Here is a 20,924-nt window from a genome sequence, read left to right on the forward strand (position 1 = left end):
AGGCACCTAAAAAAAGAGTAGTCGTTTGACTACTCTTTTTTATGAAGAAAAATTAGTTAGTTCTCCTGTTAGAAAAAACCACCTAGAGTGGTTTTTTAACCCTGCATGGAGCCTGCCTCTCGGGAAGTCATTGCACCTTTTCCCTGATTTACATCTTTTTGTATTTCATCTTTGACTTTTTGTGGGTTGGTACCAGCATACTCTGGTTTCATAATCGAATCAAAATTCTTTTTCGATTGTGGATTCTGTTGCATCTAACTCCTCCTTAATGTGTTTCTTTCCCACTTATAGTGTATACAAATAGAGGTTTAGTAAGTCATTACAAAAGAAGAGCCCTTTTAAAACAGGGCTCCTCTATCTTTGTTTTCTATTTCTGCTGACATCCTTGCTACCTAAACTTCACTAATTCCTCATTATAATATAGGTCATATATACGATATAAGAAACAGCAAGAAAGATACCCTCAAATTTCCCGATACGGGAATTAGTCCTAGAAAAAATAAGGAGTACAATTGTTAGGATCATCATGAGTACGACATCAATAAAGATTTTTGGATCAACAGCTAATGGGGAAATCACTGATGCAGCTCCAAGAACAAATAGGATATTAAAAATGTTACTACCGACTATGTTTCCAAGCGCAATTTCACTTTGTTTCTTGATGGCCGCTGTAATGGATGTAATAAGCTCCGGTAATGATGTTCCAATGGCCACAATGGTTAATCCGACTAATGTCTCACTCATGCCAAAGGAATAGGCAATATCAATTGCATTGTTTACCGTTAAATCACCACCAAAAATTATGGCTGCCAGTCCTCCAATCGTAAATAGAATGTTCTTTCCCCAAGAAGGTTTCTCAGCTGTGACAGATTCTTTCATTAGTTGATCGCGACTATGTCTAGCCACTTCAAATATATAATACAAGAAGACTGCAAAGAAGAGTAAGAATATTAATCCATCACTTCTAGTGATAAAATTCGCACTTAACGATTGAAGATGTATATCACTTATTAAAATTAACAAGGCAGTACTTGCTAATAAGGTAAATGGAATTTCTTTTCGAATGGTTTCATTTGCAACTTTTAGTGGATTCAGTATTGCGGTTAAGCCGACTACGAAAGTGATATTGAAAATATTACTTCCTACTACATTCCCAATTGCGACTCCAGCGTTTTCCTCAAGGGCAGCAACAATACTTACCGTAGCTTCTGGAGAACTTGTTCCGAAAGCGACTATAGTTAAACCAATTAATAAGGGAGAAACATGGAGTGCCTGTGCGATTTTAGATGCACCTTCGACAAAGAAGTCTGCCCCTTTAATCAATAATGCAAAGCCTACAATTAATAATAAGTAAGCGATCTTGTTCACCCCTTTATATAAAATCTGATAAGAATAGTCTATAACATAAATTAGGAAATACTCAATAAAAGTGCATAAACCTGTATCTGTAAGACATGAGAAACGTGTCGAATATTTCCAAGGAAATTACGACTTATTTCCTCAAATACCTACAAGATGCCGGGAAAAGGAACAAAATAAATGGGAGAGGTAAGTTAAATTACCTCTCCCATTGTATAAATAAAGGATATTTTAGGGTTACTATATTAGCGGAAGTTACCGCCCATTGATTGTTCAGCCATTTGCACCAGGCGCTTTGTGATCTCTCCACCTACAGACCCGTTTGCACGAGAAGTAGTTTCAGCTCCAAGGTTTACACCAAATTCACTAGCGATTTCATACTTCATTTGTTCAAGAGCTTGCTCTGCCCCAGGTACTAATAATTGATTAGAGTTATTTCCACGGTTGTTTCTGTCCATTTCAATCTCTCCTTTTCGTTAGTGTAGCTTTATATTTTGCACCTTTTTAAAAAATATGCATTCATTGATCATTTTTTTTTCGAAAAGGAAAAACACCCACAAAGGGTGTTTTACGATACTGATACTGAACTTTTACTACTGTTCTGCTTAGTTGCGGCTGAAACCGCCTTAGCAACAAGCTTTGAGACTCTCTCATCAAGTGCTCTTGGTATTACATAATTAGGTTTTAATTCTTTCTCTGAAACAGCCTCTGCAATCGCGTAAGCGGCAGCAAGTTTCATCTCTGTTGTAATATCCGTTGCTTTCGCATCCATGGCGCCTCGGAAAATTCCAGGGAATGCGAGTAAATTGTTTACTTGGTTTGGATAATCTGATCGTCCCGTACCTACTACAGCTGCACCAGCAGCAAGGGCTTCTTCAGGGTAAATTTCTGGGATTGGATTTGCCATCGCAAACACAATGGGATCCTTCGCCATTGATTGGATATGTGTTGACTTCATCGCACCGGGGCCGGATACTCCAATAAACACATCGGCTCCATGAATCGCGTCTGCTAATGTTCCGCAAACTCTTTTCAGATTGGTTACTTCCGCCATCTCTTTTTGGGCGGAATTCATCCATTTTTCGCCTTTGCAAACGACACCTTCAAGGCTCACAAGTGTGATGTCTTTAAAGCCGGCTTGCATTAGCAGCTTTGCAATGGCAATTCCAGCTGCGCCTGCCCCGTTAATAACAATTTTAATACTTCGATGCTGCTTATTAACTACTTTAACAGCATTAATTAAGGCAGCTAGAACGACAATGGCGGTGCCATGCTGATCATCGTGAAAAATTGGAATATCCATTTCCTGTTTTAATCGTTCTTCAATTTCAAAGCAACGGGGAGCAGAAATATCCTCAAGATTCACTCCTCCAAAGCTTGGAGCGAGTGCCTTAATGATTCCGACGATCTCATCTACATTTTTCGTATCTAGGCAAAGTGGAAAGGCATCCACATTGGCAAACTTTTTAAAAAGAAGAGCTTTTCCTTCCATGACAGGGAGGGCAGCCTTTGGTCCGATATCACCCAAACCTAAAACAGCTGTTCCATCTGACACGATGGCAACCATATTTCCTCTGGATGTTAACACGTCAACCTGTTCTGGGTTCTCTACAATCGCTTTACATACGTCTGCTACTCCAGGTGTATATACGAGACTAAGTTGTTCCTCTGTTGTTACATCTATCTTGCTGACAATCTCAATTTTCCCCACATGTTCTTTATGAAGTTTAATTGCTTCCTCTTTTAGATTGCTTTTTATCAATTCAATCTACCCCTTTGGAAATCGCTTTCAATCACTATTACATCGTAAAGAAAATAGTTGGGGTTTAATAGATTTTGTAATTATACAACTTTATTAAATTAAAAAAAGTGGATATGTACTTTTTAAAGGTACATGTCCACTTGGTTTAGTTTTTCTAATCGAAGAGTATATAAATATACCGGTCTACCAATTCCATAAGTCAATGATTCTTTGAGAACACCAAGTTGGGTTAAAAACTTTAAATACTTCCGTACGGATACTCGTGATATATACGTACTTTCCGAAATGTCATCGGTAGAGAATGGGTTATTTCCTTTTGCTTTTATTACATCTATTACGACTTGAAGAGTACTGCTTGTTAACCCTTTAGGTAAATCAATAATCGGATCTTCTATTTGATTTTGTTCGGTACTCAGAACTCTATCATCAAGATCTTGTTGCTTAAGTACGGGGTTATCCGCAAAGAACATGTACTTATTTTGAAACGTTAGCAATGCGTGTTTAAATCGTTCAAACTCAAACGGTTTAATTAAATAGTCAACTGCACCAAGCCTGAGAGCCGTTTGGACTTTATCCTTTTCTCCGGCAGCTGTAATGAGGATCACATCAATTTCTAGGTGATGGTCTCTTATATATTTTAACAGTACAAGTCCGCTTTCTCCTGGCATATAGACATCCAGTAAAATAAGCTCAATCGCTTCCTTTTCAAGGAATGTAATGGCGTCTTTTACATTATGAACAAGACCAGAGAGGTGAAATCCTTTCATATCTTGGAGATAACGTTTATTAATTTCAGCCACCATCGGGTCATCTTCGACAATTAAAACCTTAATCACAATTCCACCTCTTTGCTTTTATAAGGGATGTTTATATAAAAATTGGTTCCTAACATCCATTTTGAGTCCATTTGGAGTTCGCCGCCTAGTGTCTGAATGCTTTTTTCTACTAAGGCAAGTCCATAGCCACGGTTGTCTCCTTTTGTGGAGTAGCCTTTTTCGAAAACTCTATTCTGTATTTCTTCAGGCATTCCTGGTCCGGAATCGAACACTTCCATGTCTAGCCATTCCCCGTCATAACTGAAGCTTACTTCAAGTGTTTTCTCTTCACTATGAGCCATTGCCTCAATGGCATTATCGATGACATTACCAAGAATGGTAATCAGCTCATGTGTCGTTTTTTGATCGGCTGGTTCAGGAATAACGGTCTTGGTATCAATGGTTAGATCCACGTTTTGCTCCCTAGCATAACTCAATTTCCCCATAATAAATCCTCCGAGGGCGGGGTCTTTGAAATGTTCGGTGATGTTTCCGAATTCTTGATTACGATATTTGACTAAGGTGCGAATATAGTCTGTGAGTTGCCGGTAAGACTTTAACTCTATCATTCCTCTAATGACATGAAGTCTGTTCATAAATTCATGTGACTGGGCACGAAGAGCATCCGTATACGCTCTGACACCTGTTAATTGTTCTGCGAGCTGATTGACTTCGGTTTTATCACGGAAGGTGGAAATGGCTCCGACTACTTCTCCATTAACCACAAGTGGGACTCGATTGACGAGAATTGAGACACCGTTAATGTTCTGCTCTTCATCTAGCTCAGGCACACCTGTCTGTAGCACGCGATCCAATCCAGTGGAGGGCATATACTCATGAATGTTCATACCGACTGGATGGGAGTCTAGGCCGGCTTTTTGAAAAATCAGAAGGGCTGATTTATTAACGAGAGTGATGATTGAGTGATGATCAACCGCTATAATTCCTTCATGTACCGATTGAAGCATCGTGCTTCTTTCCTCTAATATCTTTGCAATGGCAAAGGGCTCAAGCCCAAGCAGTGTTCTTTTAATATATCTTGCTAGTAAAATAGCTCCCATTATGCCGACTAGTAAGCCGAAAAACGTTACAAGCAGGATGTTCCGATGGCTTCGTCCGAGTGCGGTTTCTACACTTTTTAGTGAAATTCCTACTGCTACTACTCCGATTTGTTCCTTATTTTTATTGTAAATAGGCGTAAATGCTCGTACTGATTCACCTAATGTCCCCTTTGAAATGGAAACATACTCTTTTCCTTTTAGAGCCTGCTTTTCATCTCCACCGACAAAAGGCTTCCCAATCTCCTCAGGGTTTGGATGTGTTCTCCGTACCCCATTCATATCCATCACGACAACGAACAGCATCTCTGTGGCGGTTTGTATATCATTTGTATAGTCTTGAATCGAATTGGAGTATGTTCTGTTTTCTAATGCGTCTATCACTATATGAGACTTTGAAACGGTTCTCGCGACGATCCTTGCTTTTTCCTCTGAATTGGCTTGTATGCTTTTACTAACTGAATGGCTTATTAAAAGGTCAGTGATCATCAATGAAATAAGAACCACAAGACAGACAAGGAATATGATCACTGTACTAAGCTTAAAACGAAAATTCTGTATACGCACCTGACTACCTCCAGACCCAAGGACAAGTTGTTTATGTTTCACTATAGAATGAAATCGCTTTAAAATAAAGCATTAGTTTTTAGGTGAGTGGATTTCATTATCTCATTTTCATGTTACTTACATTAATTACAAAAAGGTTTTATAAGTTTTATTAACTATTCTTAGTTTTCACAAAATTGTAACATGTGATTATTCAAGTCGATGAAATCGTTTACAATAACTTTTTACAGGGGGAGACCACATGAGAATTAATTTTAAGAGTCTTACTACTCAAGTAATATTAGGTATTATCTTGGGGATAACTGTCGGTTTTGTGTTTCCGGAAATTGGGTCACAGTTAAAGGTCATTGCTGATATATTTATTAAACTAGTTAAAATGGTCATTGCACCAATTATTTTCTTAACAATTGTCATCGGTATTGCGGGAATGGGAGATTTAAAGAAGGTTGGTAAAATTGGTGGGAAAGCTCTCTTATATTTTGAAATTGTTTCGACGATTGCCTTAGCGATTGGAATTATTGTGGCAAATGTCATTAAAGCTGGTAAAGGAATTGATGCGGAGGCAGGGAAGGGAGACATCTCCCAGTATACCAAGGCAGCGGAGGAAACGAGTCACGGATTCATGGACTTTGTTGTTTCCATTATTCCTGATAGCTTTATCGGTGCGTTTGCGAATGGGGAGCTGCTGCCGGTTCTTTTATTAGCTTGTATGTTTGGGATTTCGCTAGCTCACCTAGGGAAGAAAGGGAAGCCAGTTATTGAGTTTTTTGAAAAGATTACAGAGGTGTTCTTCGGCATTGTTAATATCATTATGCGTGTTTCACCATTCGCCGCTTTTGGCGCGATGGCGTATACGATTGGTGAATTCGGTATCGGCTCACTTGTTTACCTTGGAAAGCTGATGGGATCGGTTTATATCACAATGGCTCTGTTTATTGTTCTTGTTCTTGGCGGAATTGCCAAAATGTACGGTTTCAGTATCTTTAAGTTTATAGCTTACATTAAAGAAGAAATTCTTCTCGTTATTGGAACGTCATCTTCTGAAGCAGCTCTTCCTAAAATGATGGAAAAGCTTGAGAAGTATGGTTGTTCAAAGCCAGTAGTAGGACTCGTACTTCCAACTGGGTATTCCTTTAACTTAGATGGAACATCGATATATCTATCAATGGCAGCGTTATTTATCGCTCAGGCCTATGGGATAGACTTAAGCATTTGGCAGCAGTTGACCCTTTTAGGAGTATTGATGCTCACGTCCAAAGGAGCAGCAGGTGTTACCGGTTCAGGATTTGTGACGTTAGCAGCGACACTTGCTGTTTTCCCTTCCATCCCGGTAGAAGGTATGGCGCTCATTCTTGGTGTTGACCGGTTTATGTCAGAAGCACGTGCTATCACGAATCTTATTGGTAACGGTGTGGCAACGGTTGTGATTTCCAAGACTGAAGGGGAATTCAAACCAGTACAAGAGGTGGGAGCCAAGGTAGACAAAAAAGAAATAACTGCTTGATAATAGGAAGCTGACTCCATTCGAGTCAGCTTTTCTGTTGTAGGGGAACAAAATCTTCGTGGTAAAGGCGTTCACCCATACCGAGTAGGCTAGCGTCGCATATCCTTTTATTGTATTAAATACAATAGAGGAGGAATTACCTTGAATAATGAGTATCAAATGGTAACACCTGTCCAGGCATACGGAAATGATCTAAGAATTTTCCCTGGCTATGGTTATGGAAGAAGACCATGGGGTAGACCAGGTTTCGGTCGACCTGGCTTTGGCGGCTTTGGCCTTGGTTTATTAGGTGGTCTGGCTGCAGGTGCATTACTGGCTCCAGGCTTTGGCTATGGGTATGCTTACCCTGCTCCTTATTATCCGCCTTATCCACCGTATCCGTATCCATATCCTTATTATTAATAAAGTAAATCGTCAACGTAGGAACGGCTGTTTTTAAACAGCCGTTTTTAGTTAATAAATTCCCTCTGAGCGGAACCTTCCTTTATTTACTCTTTCTTTCTACCTAAAATCCCCTCATTCTAAATAGATACATATTCTGGTATGATATGGATATCTGAAACTATAAATAGAGGAGGAATAGGGAATGGGAAGCAATCCTTCTTTAAAAAGTGGTTCGCAATCCTGGTTGCAGCCATACATCGACTCAAAAGAAAAACAACAAGCATTATATAAACGAACACTTCTAATCGTTGTGTTATCTCAAATTTTTGGAGGCGCAGGGCTTGCTTCGGGAATAACGGTTGGGGCACTTTTGGCTAAGGATATGCTTGGGACGGATAGTTTTTCAGGACTTCCGGTAGCTTTGCTGACGTTAGGATCAGCAGGTTCTGCTTTACTAGTTGGTCATTTTTCTGATCGGTATGGCCGGCGATTTGGTCTAGCCGGCGGGTTTTTAGCGGGAGGGCTTGGAGCAGTAGGTGTGGTCCTGTCTGCAATTACTAGCAATATCCTCCTCCTTTTTGCTTCTCTATTAATCTATGGGGCTGGAACGGCAACGAATTTACAGGCACGCTATGCAGGTACTGATTTGGCCAGTAAGAAACAACGAGCGACGGCCATTAGTATTGCGCTAGTGTCGACGACCTTCGGGGCAGTTGCAGGACCAAACTTGGTTGGACCAATGGGAGAGTTTGCTGAGTCTATCGGGGTGCCAACACTAGCTGGTCCCTTCCTGTTAGGTGCCGCTGCATTCATCCTTGCAGGGTTCATGATTCTTATTTTTCTACGACCGGATCCTCTACTTGTAGCAAAGGCGATTGCTAACATAGAGAATCATAACCAAAGTCTTAATCTTGAAAACTCAGCAACAGCGATTAATAAAAAAGGGGTCATCGCTGCGGCGACGATCATGGTGTTAACTCAGCTAGTTATGGTAGCAATTATGACCATGACTCCAATCCATATGGGACATCATGGTCATGGATTACAGGAAGTGGGATTGATTATCGGCTTTCATATTGGTGCAATGTATCTGCCATCGCTTCTAACGGGTATTCTCGTTGATAAGGTTGGACGAACGACGATGGCGATTGCAGCCGGTAGCATTTTACTTGCAGCTGGGATTTTGGCCGCTTTCGCTCCGACTGACAGCATGCTTTTACTAACAATGGCTCTCATTCTCCTGGGGCTCGGTTGGAATATAGGATTAATTAGTGGGACCACGATTTTAGTTGATGCAACCAATCTATCCAACCGTGCAAAGACGCAAGGAAGAATCGATGTTCTTGTCGCGTTGTCCGGTGCAACAGGTGGAGCGCTTTCAGGGGTAGTGGTTGCCTATTCTAGCTACGCCGTTCTTTCTATTGCAGGAGGGATGCTTTCGTTACTACTAATTCCAGTGGTAATGTGGTCACTTAAGAAGCCAGTAGCGCAGGAACAGCTTAACCAAAAGGTAGGAATTTAGTAAACTATGAAAAATATACCGGTTGAGCTTAGAGGAGACTACCAGATTTATAGTTGGCATTTGAGAGAAATTTATTATTCTTAGAAAAATATTTCGAAGGTCAAAGTAAAGCAGTGGATTCAGGATGAATCTACTGTTTTTTCTATGTTTTCTCCTGCAGTTCGCTGTCAAAAGTATGAATGATGAACAAAATTTAAAATTATCTAAAATATAGTATTGACGATGAGAATCATTCTCTATTATAATCACAATTGTGAATGAAAATCATTATCAATTAATAATATAAGAATCCACAGGAGGTTAATTTATGAAAAAGAGAGAATTAAAGAAGATTTTTGCAGGTTTTTTACTAGCTAGTTCGGTATTAACAGCATGTAGTTCAACCACTTCTTCGGATAAGACGGAAGAAAAGAAGCAAGAAGAAGTAAAAGAGGAAGATGTACAAACTAAAGAGGTTAGCTTTGGACAGGCGTTCCAAGAAGCGGTGGCTGAATTGGAAAAAGCGAAAGAAGGAAAAGATGTAGACTTTGATAAGGTAAATGAACTTTATACTACTCATCTTCAAGGCTTAGTTAAAGAAAGAGATACAGAATTTGAAGATACAATTGACCAGCATATTACAACAGCATTAGCTGCTGGAAAAGATGGCTCTATGGACAAAGTAGTTGTAAAGCAGCTTTTTGATAAGTTAATGCAAAAGGTATTTTATACAACGATTAAGCATGAGTTCACTGAAGTAACGGAAAACTGGACTAATAAAGATGTAGTGAAAGAAGAAGTTGAGGAAGCTAAGGAATATTACGCGATTATTCAAACGACAGTTGAAAAGCGTGACGCTGCATACGGTACAAACATGGTAGATGCCATCGCGGGCGGTTTTGATGAAATCGAAAAGGCTGTGGAAGCTGATGATCAATTGGGCTTCAACCTAGGAAAGCAAGTAGTTGACAAAACATTAATGAAAACTTTCTATTTTGCAACCGGTGCAATTCCAAACGGATATGCAACAAAAGCAGCTGCAGCAGCAAAAGAAAATGCGGAAGAGGCAAAAATTGGACAAGCAGAAGGCTGGGCATTCTACCAATCTATCTTCGCTTATTTAAATAAGCATGCAGAAGAGGATGCGACGTATATCCTTGGCCAGTTTGATCTGCAAACAGACGTAACAACCCTTGATCCAGCAGCAGTGAACAAAGCATTTGTACGTGGTTTTTCTAAAATTGCCTTACATGAGTATGAAGAAAGTGTAGAAGCTTGGGGTGAAGACAAGTCTGTCATTACTGCTCTAGAGGGTGCATTATTCATCGATGTGATTGGTGAAGATATTAAGGCAATCATCGGTGAAGCAGAGTATACTGCACTAACTGAAAAGGCACAAAAATATTTAGAAGCAGCTAAAGCAAAGGATAAAGCAACTGCAGATTCTACTTTAGTAGAAATTCAAGAGACTCTAAATACGGTAATTAGTAGTGCAAAATAATTGAGCAGATAGTGGAGAAAACCTTGGAATAATCAAGGTTTTCTTCTTTTCATAATGTCCTATCCTAGTAAAACTTTTTTTAATTCTTCCTTAATATATAATGGGTGAAAAACTAGAGGTGTTGTTTGTTGAAGATTATTGTAACGGGTGGAGCAGGATTTATCGGAAGTCATCTTGCTAGGAGATTATTAGAGAACCATGAAGTATATATCATCGATTGTCTTCACCCCTATTATTCTCCCCATAGAAAAAGAATCCACTTGGATTGGATAAAAACAATAGGGGACTTTCACTTTTACAATCAGGACCTGCGGGATAGAGAGGGAACCATTCAACTCATAAAGGAAATTTCTCCTGAGGTGGTTATACACTTAGCAGCCCTTCCTGGTGTGGCTTACTCCATTAATCAACCACTGGAATACGTGGACTATGATATTAAAGCTACGATCAATGTATTAGAGGGGGCAGGACAATCGGGGGCGAGACAAGTGATTTTTGCATCTTCCTCCTCCGTATATGGAAATCAAAAAGGACCATTTCATGAAGATATGGCCTGCGGAAAAGTCATTTCCCCGTATGCCGCTGCAAAGTATGCAGCTGAATCTTATTGCCACGTATATGAACAGTTATATGGATTTCAAATGAATATAGTAAGGTTTTTTACGGTATATGGCCCTTGGGGCAGACCGGATATGGCGATTGGCCTTTTTATTAAAAGTCTTTTAAACGGTGAAGAAATTCACATTTTTGGGTCTGGGAGTACGCGTGATTATACCTATATAGATGATATCGTTGAAGGGATATACTTGACGATGATCAAAAGTACAGGGAGTGACACATTCAATATTGGATCTGGCAGACCTATCAAAATGGAGCAACTGCTGTCCGAGTTGAAGATTCATTTTCCGGCCATGGTCGTGAAGAGGGAAGGACCTAGGCTAGGGGATGTTGACCAAACGTGGGCAGATATCTCAAAAGCTGTTCATCAATTGGGTTTTAAGCCCAAGATTGCCTTTTCATTGGGATTAAAGGAAACAGTGAAATGGGCGAGAGAGTATGAAAAGTTTCTCTAAATCAATGGTTAAAAATAGTATTTCAATTATGATTCTTATTATTTTTGTTGGGTTGACGATCAGTTTCTTTGAGGCAAGCCATGTATGGAACGCAGCTAAGCTAATTATTCAAAATCCCTTTTGGCTTTTCCTTATGCTTAGTCTATATTTTCTTTCCTTTTGCCTAAAAGCTGTAGCTTGGAATCGGTACTTATTGGGTAAAACGGGCTTTTTTTCCTGTTTATTAGGTGTCCTTTATAGCTTATTTATTAACCACATCGTCCCTATTAAGCTGGGCGATTTAGTTAGAGCGGAGGTTTTGCGAAAAAGAGAAAAGCTTGTGACAAGAGAAGAAGCCTACCATTCCGTTATTGTTCTAAGAGCAATGGATATGTTCTGTCTAATCACCATCACTTTTGTTGGATTGCTAGCATTAGATATCACTTATCGAATCCCAATGTGGCTTGTTCTAGGGGGAATAGTGGTCATTTTAATAGCCTTTTTGATTTCTAAAAATCTATTTAGCAAGTTTTTACAAAGACAAGTTGATTTGATGAAACATGCATTACAAGGATGGAACGGATTCGTAATATTAATAGCCACTTTGCTCAGTTGGGTACTAGAGGCGGGTGTACTATACGGGACGGTCCATATCTTAAAGGAGGACGGGAGCTTACTAGAGCTGGCTTTTGTAAACAGCTTAACGATTGCGGGTCAAGTCTTTCAGGTCACGCCTGGTGGAATTGCTAACTATGAAAGTGTGATGACCTTTGGACTAAGTATGATTGGAATATTGCTGAAGGAAGGATACACGATTGCGGTCTTAAATCATGCAGTTAAGTTTCTTTTTTCATATATAGTTGGAGCTTTTTGTTTTTTTACCCACCCGATCAATCAAGACACCATTAAGAAAATTGGCAGAATGGAGAGGAGTTAACAGAAAGTGAAAAGTGCTTCGAAATTTGAAAAAGTAGCTGCCCGATGTTGGAATTTACTCAACGAGGGTAAGCCTTTTACACCTATATTTGTATTCGGAACGTTTCTATTATTTTACCTTGGGGATTTGGCTTCTGCCGAAAATCTTTCCTCGCTAGTTCTATCATTACTAGGGGTTATTCCTATTCTAGCGATTTATTTTATCTTTGATTTTCCATTGTTTTTGAGAAATTATTTATGGATTCCTTTTATCGTTTTTCTTATTGTTTGGAATGATGTAAATCTATCTTTACTGCTGTTTGCAACAGGTCTTTATTTCTTTTTTACTGTCTTTTTCTGGGGTACTCTTTATTATCATTTAAGAATTGGGACTTCTTGGTTAAACTTCACTCGCTTTTGGAAACTCGTCTTGAAAAATAGTGATTCCACTAGTGGGAATGCGCAAGAACAAATGCCAAAGTTCTTACTCGTTTTGTCTATTTGGGATATGGTCTACCAAAATTATCTATCAGGTGAGGGCACTGACTTTTTTCCAATCCTGCTATTTTATGGTTTTATTTTCGTTTTTGCATGGATTTTACACAGGTACTTGTTTGATTGGAAGCCATCAATGTACACCAACTTCACAAAGGATTCTACTAAAAAACCAACTAAGGCCCTCTCCGATAAGGTTATTGTCATTGTCATTGATGGTATGAGAAAGGAAAGATTTTACGAAGCAAATACTCCGTTTCTTGATACCCTAAAAGATAATGGGACGGAATATATGAATATGGAGACGGTGTATCCTGCGAGAACGGTTGTTTGCTTTACGTCCATGTTTACAGGAACCTATCCGTATGAGCATGGTATTACATCCAATATGGTATGGAAGTTAGGTATAAAAGTAGAAAGTATTTTTGATTCCTTACGTAAGGTAGGCAAAAAAGGGAGGTTACTAGGAATTGCCCACTTGGTCGATTCAATGGGAGACGATGTTGAAACGGTTACAGCCGTTATGCATAATGATCAAGCCGATCCTAACATTATGAAAAGGGCTAAAAAAATTATGAAGGAACAGGATCCAGATCTGTTTATTGTCCAAATGATTGCAACAGATCAAACGGGTCATTCACGGGGCGTTCTTTATGATGAGTATATTCAAAAGATTGAAGAGGCAGATGCTTTGGTAAAGGATTTTGTGGAGTGGCTAGATGCAGAAGGGAAAATGGAGAATACCACATTATGCATTTGTGCAGACCATGGACAGGCAGATGGAATTGGAGGACATGGTCATCTAGATGAGGGAGAACGATATGTACCATTTTTTATGCACGGACCACATATTGAAAGAGGAAAGAAGGTAGAGCAAAAGCATAGTCTTGTTTCCATGGCCCCGACTCTTGCCTATCTGTTAGGGGCACCATTCCCGAGCCATAGCCGAGGAGAAGTGTTAGTTGATTCAATAAAGGAAAGTAGAGATTCGGAATGAAAAAACAGAAGGTAATTGTATTTTTACCAGCCTATAACGAGGAAGAATCGATTGGGGATGTTATAAAAGGAATTCCACGTGATTTTCATTATAAGGTTGAGGTTCATGTATTAGTAATTGACGATGGTTCCAGTGATCAGACGGTTCGGATTGCTAAAGAATCAGGTGCTGATTATGTCGTAAGTTTTGAAGAGAATCAGGGCCTAGGAGCTGCCGTTCGTGCCGGGATAAAAGAGTGTTATAAGCGCGGTGCAGACATAGCAGTTATGATTGATGCAGATGGGGAATATCCTGCAAAGCAAATTCCTGAATTATTAGAGCCTATTTTTTTAGGTGAAGCGGATTATACGATGGGTTCACGCTTTTTAGGAACAATTAACGGGATGAAAATTCATCGGAGACTTGGTAACTATTGTTTCACCCTCCTTCAAAGTCTGTTATTGAAAAAATGGATTTATGATGGGCAATCTGGAATGAGGGCTTTTTCACGACAAGCACTTGAACACGCTGAGATTATTCACGACTATAATTATGCCCAAGTGATTACATTGAATTTAGTTAGGAAGGGATTTCGAGTTCAGGAAATTCCCATTAAATATCAGGTACGATCAACTGGGGAATCATTTATCACCTTTCGTGGATATCTTTCTACTGTTCTCCCGGCAATTTTAAAGGAAATGAAAAGACCTGTTCAAAAAGTGAAGATCAATTATTCAGCCCATGTAATCAATCAACGATCAGTAGCAAAACATGACGTTATGACAGGGAAGTATGAGTCAAAATTAAGTGCAAAATAGTCAAAAAATAAATCGTATAAAATGATAATCATTATCATCGGAAGGTAGAGGAAGGTATATGATTAAAAAAGTGGTGTTTTTTTGTTTGTTAGTATTTTTTGCTTTTAGCAGTCTATCCTCGGGTTCAGCTAGTGCCTATACTTACGGAGATCCTAACAAAGAAGAGGTGGCAGAAGCCTACAAGGAAATCCTAATAAAGTTGGATCAAAATCCACCTGACTTTGCTGAGGCGAAAAAAATATATGACACTGTAAAAAAAGAAGTTGATATGCATATGGGGGCTAAGCCTTCAGAAATTATTCTAGCTAGCATTGAGTCAGAGGATAAAGAAGCTGTCATTGAAAATATAGAAAAACTGTTAGTTCTTAACATTGCACGTAGAATGGAAAGTATTGAGAGTAAGTTTACGGAATATGACACAAGTAAAAAATTACTGGCCAAGGCATTTGCTACCTACGAAGCATTGTCACCAAGAGTTGAAGCGAAACATTCCGATTTGGATAAAGAAATAAAGGGAAACTTTGAAGAGGCGTTAAATGCACTTGGTAATCCAGGTCTCTTCGGGGTTGGAAAGATAGAATCTAACCTAGAAGCATTCAAGAATAATAAAAAGGAAATCCTTTCTAACCTGCAAAAGGAATTTCAGTTAAAAAGTCTTGAAGTGGGACATTTTTCTGAAAGTGCAACAGAAATGGAGTCCTCAGGGAAGAAGGAATGGACGGATATTTCCAATATTCGAAATTGGATTCCGTTGATCCTAATAACGGTTGTAATAACTGGTGTTATCGTCTTTTCAATTCGAAAAAGAAACCGTAATTAGTTAGTCCTTATAGGAAGGGTGAAATTTCGTGGAAGTTCAAGCATTATTGATTACCTTTCGTGAAGTACTTGAAGCACTTCTCATCATTGGAATCATTACGACGTATCTGAAAAGAACGGGCAATTCTCAATTCAATAAATACGTTTGGCTAGGAGCGGGTCTAGCGGTCATAGCTAGCGTGGGAGTTGCTATGCTGTTTCAAGTGGTATTTACTGGGTTTGCTGCAATGGGAAATGAAATTTATTTAAAAATAGGGATTATGATTGTATCTACCATCCTTCTGACCCAGATGGTGTTTTGGATGGCAGAACATAGTAAAGATATAAAAGGAAACATGGAAGGGAAAATGAACAAGTTTATTTCAACGGGGAATGTTGTTGGGATGGTCATACATTCTTTCTTAGTTGTTCTTCGTGAAGGGGTTGAAACGGTCTTCTTTTTTGCCGCTATAACAGGTGGAAATATCGGTGCAGCCCTTCAAGGCTGGGGTGCACTTACTGGAGTCGTTATCGCAGCAGTGGTATCGTACTTCTTCTTTAGAGGAACGATGCGTATTTCCTTGAAAACCTTCTTTAAGGTGACGGGTGCATTCATTATTCTAATTGCGGCGGGATTACTTGTTCAAGCGATCTCTATGATGCAAGATGTTGGGATTATCGGTAGTGTCGTTCCGCATCTATACGATATTACTTGGTTCCTACCAGAGCACTCCATTGACCATGCACATTATGTCAGGGATTATGGGGTAGAGCCACTTCTGTCGGGAGATATTGGAATCTTCCTAAAAGCATTATTCGGCTATTCCTCGATGCCTTCGATAGAAGAAGTGATTGCCTATATTGGATATTTTGTGGCGATCTATTTATTAACAGGACATCAACTGAAAGAGAAAAGCAGAGATTCGGAAAATACTACTAAAGTAACTACTTTTGACACACAGGTAAAATGATGTTTTTAGAAGGGTACAAGGCATTTGTCTTGTACTTTTTCTATAGTCTTATATACATAAAGGTGTGATACGAATTGGAAAAGGTAAAGACAAGTTTTATTATCTCTCTTAGCATTTTGTTTATCATATGCTTGGTTTCTTCGCAGGTAGTATATTTGAATTCGTTTGCTTCTACCTATGATCAGGTCGATTTTGCTTTAGCACTTGATCGGTATGATCTTTTAGCCATGCAGCCTCATTTTCCTGGATATCCCTATTTTATTTTAGGGGGTTATCTTGTTAACCAATGGGTTTTAGACAAGGCGGCATCATTAACCTTATTTAATATCATTTTATATACGAGTGCCATTATCCCCATGTATAAGATTTCGCGAGGTCACTTGTCCCACTCGGTGAGCCTATTGGTTGCAACATTAACGTATTCCTCAGGGTTTGTGGTTGTTATGGTCAACCAGCCAATGTCTGAAGGAGCAGCAATCGCTGTATTATGGTGGTATCTTTGGAGTATTTACGGTGCATGGAAAAAACAAAGCATGTGGACAAGGATGTTGTCGTTATTTCTATTAAGTATTTTAATGGGGATTCGCTTATCGTATCTTCCTTTATCCATAGGAATCGTATTTCTTTTTTATAAGCAATGGAAAAATAAACAATTACGAATGAAAGAAATAATGCTATTAGGGCTTATCGCTTTCCTATTTCAGTTGCTTTGGGTCGGAGGTGTCGCTTTAACGGAGGGGGGGGTCTTTGGTTTTATGAAACTCGCTCTTTCTTTTACGAGTGGACATTTTAATGACTGGGGTGGAACAGCGGCCTCTGCCGATTCATCCTTTTTAAATAGGTTATATCAACTGATCATTCAAAATATAGGCTGGACGGGAATTGGGATAAGGTCCATTATTTTAACAAGTATGTTTGCTGTAATGTTTCTATTTTCTTTTCAGAATTTCCAGTGGGGAAAAATCAAGTTTAGCTTTTTATTTCAACTAATCATTATTCTGATGGGGATTTATTTTTTTTGGGCGATATTTGCACAGAACGTAGAAAAGCCAAGGCATATCATTCCTTTAATTACCTTAGGATTATTTAGTATGTATACACTACTTTTTTTAAAGAGGAAAACAGGCTTCATGATTGTGTCAATTTTGTTATTGTCCCTACAAGTGTACCAAACCACGCAATTATTGAAAGAGCAGGCAAGAAATCTTCCAGCGACGTATCAGTTGGCCTCTTTCTTAGAGAATCGTAAGGAGTCTTTTGTAATATACGCTTGGGAGGAGTCAAGGGTCTTTACGTATCTTGATGCACCTTTTCCTCACAAGGAAATCAATACATATGCAAAATTCTTACATGACCAATCCTATTACAAAAATAGGGATATCTTGTTAACTAGTAGCGTAATCAAAGGATTTGAATCCCAAGGAGTTGATCTTAACGGTAAGGTGGAAATAATCAAGGAGTTCTCTTCAAACTCTTTATTTGATCCAGTGTATCATCACATTATTTTATATAAGTGGAAGAGCGATGAAAAGTCGTAATTTATTTCGTCGGGAACAGGGGCTCGGCACCGCCCGCCGGAAAGCGTCCATCTTGATAGAAATCCATTATTATAGGAACTAATTGGGCCTATTTCCATCAAAAGTAATGACAAGTAGTCAATTATTTGAGTAAATAGTAGAGGGTGAATGAAATTTCTGATAACAATTACATAGGATGAGCAAGGAGATGAATTAGAAGTTGAAGCTACGAACGTTACTTTACTCAGGATTTGGGATAGTGATAGGTGTGATGCTGCTCATTTTAATGATTGCTATGGGTATGTCAAGAGAGCAAAACGAGAGGATGAATGAGCTAGTACAAGACCGATATGAAAAAATAAAGATGGCCAATGTCATCCGAACGGAGATAGGGAAAATTGGGAGAGAACTCAATGAATTGGCCTATTCCCAAGATGGAGTTATTGATATAGAAAATATAAAGGATATTGAAAAATCTTATCCTAAAATAAATAATTCCATTGATTCATTAAAGCAGGTTATTAAAGTAAAAGAGGCGAAGGAAACATTACTGGTAACATCGGAGAAATTTCAGGAATATAAAGCTGTGGTTAATAGCATCATTACTCTTGATTCTGAAGTAAGGGAAAAAGGTCTTCAGCAAAGTTTACAACTTGCTGAGCAAAAAAGAGAACAACTAGTCACCAGTATTGAGAACCTTATTTCTATTCAAGAAACAATCATGGACGAAACGATTAAAGAAACAGAAGACATGTATGTTCGAACACTTCAGATTATTATTATCACTACCATCCTTGGAGTAGTGATGGGATTAGGATTGGCGTTATTTGTTATTCGGACTATCTCGACTAGACTTAATCGAGTGAAAAATGTAATGAAGCAAATTGAATATGGAACAGAAACCTATCCCAAGATCGATATTATTCATAAAGATGAAGTAGGGGAAATATCCCTAGCCTTTAATGAAATGAGTAGTGCGCTTGAACAACATGAAAAGATAGAGCGAGAGTTAATGGAAAGTATGGAGAGGGAAAATTGGCTAAAAACAAGACTTTCCGAACTGGCTACGATGTCACAGGGAAGTTTGGACTCAGAAGAGCTTGGAACCAAATTTATTTATTCGATTAGTAGGATGGTTGAAGCAAACTATGCCATGTTATATACAAAGGGTAAAAAGGAAAACCAGCTATCGAAATTAGCATCCTATGCTTTTGTAGATAAAGGAATAGGACGAGATAGAATTACTATAGGAGAGGGTTTGGTTGGACAGTGTGCGCTAGATGGTCAGCCAATCCTAATAGAACAAGTACCAGACAATTATATAAAAATAGCATCTGGACTGGGAGAAACTAACCCCTCTGCTATATTTATTTTACCGATCTTAATTGAGGGAGAACTAGTAGGAGTGATGGAACTAGCCAAGCTTACTTCCTTTACTCCAGAGCAGTTATCTCTAATTGAACAAGCGGCTGTCCAATTAGGGATCACACTCAATCGAATTGAAAAACATATGCAGATTCAAGAATTATTAGAAGAATCTCAGACGCTTAATGAAGAACTTCAAACTCAATCTGAGGAGCTTCAAACTCAACAGGAAGAGCTTCGTACGATGAATGATGAATTAGAAGCTCAATACCATAGTTCAGAGCAAAAGACGAAGGAATTAGAAAAAATACAAAGTGAATTAGTGACGAAGAATGAAGAAGTCATCCAATCTTCCAAATATAAATCTGAGTTTTTAGCAAATATGTCCCATGAGCTTCGTACTCCGCTGAACAGCTTAATCATATTGGCTCAAATGCTAACAGAAAATAAAGAAGGCAACTTAGATGAAAAGCAAATCGAATATGCGAAGACGATTCATTCATCAGGGAATGATCTGTTAAACCTGATCAATGATATTTTAGACTTATCAAAGATTGAGTCTGGAAAAATGGAATTACACCAGGGAGAGGTCGTAGTAAATGATATTCTGTCTTATACAGAAAGGCAGTTTACACATGTTGCGAAGAAGAAGAATCTTGAGTTTTCCGTTTCTGTTAGTGATGATGTCCCTTCCATTCTTTATACGGACGAGCAGAGACTTTATCAGATTATAAAAAATTTACTCTCCAACGCTTTTAAATTTACTGAAAAGGGAAGCGTTCAGCTAGTCGTTGGGAAAGCTAGTCACGGTAAGAAGAAAGGAACAGCCTTTACTGATCACATCATGTTCTCTGTTATAGATACAGGGATTGGAATAGATCAAACAAAACATACCATTGTTTTCGATGCTTTTAGACAGGCAGATGGAACGACAAGCCGCAAATATGGAGGCACGGGATTAGGATTATCCATTTCAAGAGAACTCGCACGAATGTTACATGGTGTTATTGAGGTAGACAGTGTAGAAGGAGAAGGAAGTACATTTACACTTTACCTACCGATGACTGAAATCGCTACAGAAGAAAACCTTTACTTCACTCAGGAGGTAGCCGGTAGCATAGAAAAAACAGAAGAGAAACCAGGGCAAGATCTACAGCTGTATTCGAAACAGGAAGAAGTAAATAGTTTAGCAGGGAAAAAAATTATGGTGGTAGATGATGATATGCGAAATATCTTTGCCCTTACGAGTGCATTGGAAGGGGCAGAGGTGAATGTTGTATTTTCTGAAAATGGAAAAGAAGCAATAGACATGCTAGTAAGCCAGCCAGATATTGATTTAGTTTTAATGGATATCATGATGCCGGAAATGGATGGCTACGAAGCGATGCAAAATATAAGAAGCATGCAACCATATGAATCCCTGCCTATTATTGCACTAACAGCAAAAGCGATGATGCACGATCGACAGAAGTGTATAGATGCAGGTGCATCAGACTATATTAGCAAGCCTGTAAACTTAGAGCAATTATTCTCATTACTTAAAGTTTGGCTTCATAAGTAGGTGAA

At 38.8% G+C, this 20,924-nt stretch carries 18 protein-coding genes; 12 read left to right on the forward strand and 6 right to left on the reverse strand.

Annotated elements, in window-relative coordinates:
• Positions 1 to 95: 95 nt before the first annotated feature.
• The 6 genes from BKO01S_RS24715 to dcuS form a co-directional block, all read right to left on the reverse strand.
• Positions 96 to 254 carry a hypothetical protein gene (locus BKO01S_RS24715; protein WP_198158868.1) on the reverse strand — a complete coding sequence of 53 codons (159 nt, stop codon included), beginning with the start codon at positions 252 to 254 and terminating at the stop codon, positions 96 to 98.
• Between the two features lie 148 nt (positions 255 to 402).
• Complete coding sequence (locus tag BKO01S_RS21920; RefSeq protein WP_066059744.1) at positions 403 to 1,359, reverse strand: calcium/sodium antiporter; 957 nt, start codon at positions 1,357 to 1,359, stop codon at positions 403 to 405.
• Between the two features lie 245 nt (positions 1,360 to 1,604).
• The gene (locus BKO01S_RS21925; protein ID WP_066059678.1) at positions 1,605 to 1,817 is read right to left on the reverse strand and encodes an alpha/beta-type small acid-soluble spore protein; all 213 of its coding nucleotides are present in this window, start codon (positions 1,815 to 1,817) and stop codon (positions 1,605 to 1,607) included.
• A gap of 110 nt (positions 1,818 to 1,927) precedes the next feature.
• Positions 1,928 to 3,121, reverse strand: coding sequence for an NAD(P)-dependent malic enzyme (locus BKO01S_RS21930; protein ID WP_066059680.1), 1,194 nt, complete (start codon positions 3,119 to 3,121; stop codon positions 1,928 to 1,930).
• Positions 3,122 to 3,243: 122 nt separating this feature from the next.
• Entirely contained in the window at positions 3,244 to 3,957 is a 714-nt protein-coding gene (locus tag BKO01S_RS21935; RefSeq protein ID WP_066059682.1) for a response regulator, read from the reverse strand.
• Positions 3,954 to 5,561: a DcuS/MalK family sensor histidine kinase gene (gene dcuS, locus BKO01S_RS21940; protein ID WP_369691013.1), complete on the reverse strand. Its 1,608-nt coding sequence runs from the start codon at positions 5,559 to 5,561 to the stop codon at positions 3,954 to 3,956. Before dcuS ends, BKO01S_RS21935 begins: the two co-directional genes overlap by 4 nt.
• 241 nt (positions 5,562 to 5,802) lie before the next feature.
• Between dcuS and BKO01S_RS21945 the strand changes: the two genes are divergently transcribed.
• From BKO01S_RS21945 to BKO01S_RS22000, 12 genes are all read left to right on the forward strand, one after another.
• On the forward strand, positions 5,803 to 7,065 hold the full coding sequence (locus BKO01S_RS21945; protein ID WP_066059684.1) for a dicarboxylate/amino acid:cation symporter: 1,263 nt from the start codon (positions 5,803 to 5,805) through the stop codon (positions 7,063 to 7,065).
• A gap of 141 nt (positions 7,066 to 7,206) precedes the next feature.
• On the forward strand, positions 7,207 to 7,467 hold the full coding sequence (locus tag BKO01S_RS21950; protein ID WP_198158869.1) for a hypothetical protein: 261 nt from the start codon (positions 7,207 to 7,209) through the stop codon (positions 7,465 to 7,467).
• A 184-nt stretch (positions 7,468 to 7,651) separates the two neighbouring features.
• On the forward strand, positions 7,652 to 8,971 hold the full coding sequence (locus BKO01S_RS21955) for an MFS transporter (protein ID WP_066059686.1): 1,320 nt from the start codon (positions 7,652 to 7,654) through the stop codon (positions 8,969 to 8,971).
• A 307-nt stretch (positions 8,972 to 9,278) separates the two neighbouring features.
• Entirely contained in the window at positions 9,279 to 10,451 is a 1,173-nt protein-coding gene (locus BKO01S_RS21960; protein WP_066059688.1) for a hypothetical protein, read from the forward strand.
• 128 nt (positions 10,452 to 10,579) lie between these two features.
• Positions 10,580 to 11,524 (forward strand): NAD-dependent epimerase/dehydratase family protein, encoded by a 945-nt coding sequence (locus BKO01S_RS21965; protein WP_066059689.1) that lies wholly within the window; start codon positions 10,580 to 10,582, stop codon positions 11,522 to 11,524.
• The gene (locus tag BKO01S_RS21970; RefSeq protein ID WP_066059691.1) at positions 11,508 to 12,440 is read left to right on the forward strand and encodes a lysylphosphatidylglycerol synthase transmembrane domain-containing protein; all 933 of its coding nucleotides are present in this window, start codon (positions 11,508 to 11,510) and stop codon (positions 12,438 to 12,440) included. The genes BKO01S_RS21965 and BKO01S_RS21970 overlap by 17 nt, the downstream gene beginning before the upstream one ends.
• 6 nt (positions 12,441 to 12,446) lie before the next feature.
• Positions 12,447 to 13,910, forward strand: coding sequence for an alkaline phosphatase family protein (locus tag BKO01S_RS21975; RefSeq protein ID WP_157077434.1), 1,464 nt, complete (start codon positions 12,447 to 12,449; stop codon positions 13,908 to 13,910).
• Positions 13,907 to 14,707 (forward strand): glycosyltransferase family 2 protein, encoded by an 801-nt coding sequence (locus tag BKO01S_RS21980; RefSeq protein ID WP_084362185.1) that lies wholly within the window; start codon positions 13,907 to 13,909, stop codon positions 14,705 to 14,707. The genes BKO01S_RS21975 and BKO01S_RS21980 overlap by 4 nt, the downstream gene beginning before the upstream one ends.
• 61 nt (positions 14,708 to 14,768) lie before the next feature.
• The gene (locus BKO01S_RS21985; RefSeq protein ID WP_439951059.1) at positions 14,769 to 15,527 is read left to right on the forward strand and encodes a hypothetical protein; all 759 of its coding nucleotides are present in this window, start codon (positions 14,769 to 14,771) and stop codon (positions 15,525 to 15,527) included.
• 28 nt (positions 15,528 to 15,555) lie between these two features.
• A complete protein-coding gene (locus tag BKO01S_RS21990; protein ID WP_066059695.1) occupies positions 15,556 to 16,476 on the forward strand; it encodes an FTR1 family iron permease in 921 nt (306 codons plus the stop codon).
• A 74-nt stretch (positions 16,477 to 16,550) separates the two neighbouring features.
• Complete coding sequence (locus tag BKO01S_RS21995) at positions 16,551 to 18,014, forward strand: hypothetical protein (RefSeq protein WP_084362186.1); 1,464 nt, start codon at positions 16,551 to 16,553, stop codon at positions 18,012 to 18,014.
• Positions 18,015 to 18,213: 199 nt separating this feature from the next.
• Positions 18,214 to 20,919 (forward strand): response regulator, encoded by a 2,706-nt coding sequence (locus tag BKO01S_RS22000; protein WP_066059697.1) that lies wholly within the window; start codon positions 18,214 to 18,216, stop codon positions 20,917 to 20,919.
• Positions 20,920 to 20,924 lie beyond the last annotated feature (5 nt).

The sequence above is a fragment of the Robertmurraya korlensis NBRC 107688 genome (assembly GCF_001591645.1).
Classification (GTDB): domain Bacteria; phylum Bacillota; class Bacilli; order Bacillales; family Cytobacillaceae; genus Robertmurraya_A.

Excerpts from the sequence above, each read along its gene's own strand:
- BKO01S_RS21970 (WP_066059691.1), top strand. The coding sequence starts at position 11,508 with ATGAAAAGTTTCTCTAAATCAATGGTTAAAAATAGTATTTCAATTATG.
- BKO01S_RS21960 (WP_066059688.1), top strand. The coding sequence starts at position 9,279 with ATGAAAAAGAGAGAATTAAAGAAGATTTTTGCAGGTTTTTTACTAGCT.
- BKO01S_RS24715 (WP_198158868.1), bottom strand. The coding sequence starts at position 254 with ATGCAACAGAATCCACAATCGAAAAAGAATTTTGATTCGATTATGAAA.
- BKO01S_RS21955 (WP_066059686.1), top strand. The coding sequence starts at position 7,652 with ATGGGAAGCAATCCTTCTTTAAAAAGTGGTTCGCAATCCTGGTTGCAG.
- BKO01S_RS21945 (WP_066059684.1), top strand. The coding sequence starts at position 5,803 with ATGAGAATTAATTTTAAGAGTCTTACTACTCAAGTAATATTAGGTATT.
- BKO01S_RS21980 (WP_084362185.1), top strand. The coding sequence starts at position 13,907 with ATGAAAAAACAGAAGGTAATTGTATTTTTACCAGCCTATAACGAGGAA.
- BKO01S_RS21925 (WP_066059678.1), bottom strand. The coding sequence starts at position 1,817 with ATGGACAGAAACAACCGTGGAAATAACTCTAATCAATTATTAGTACCT.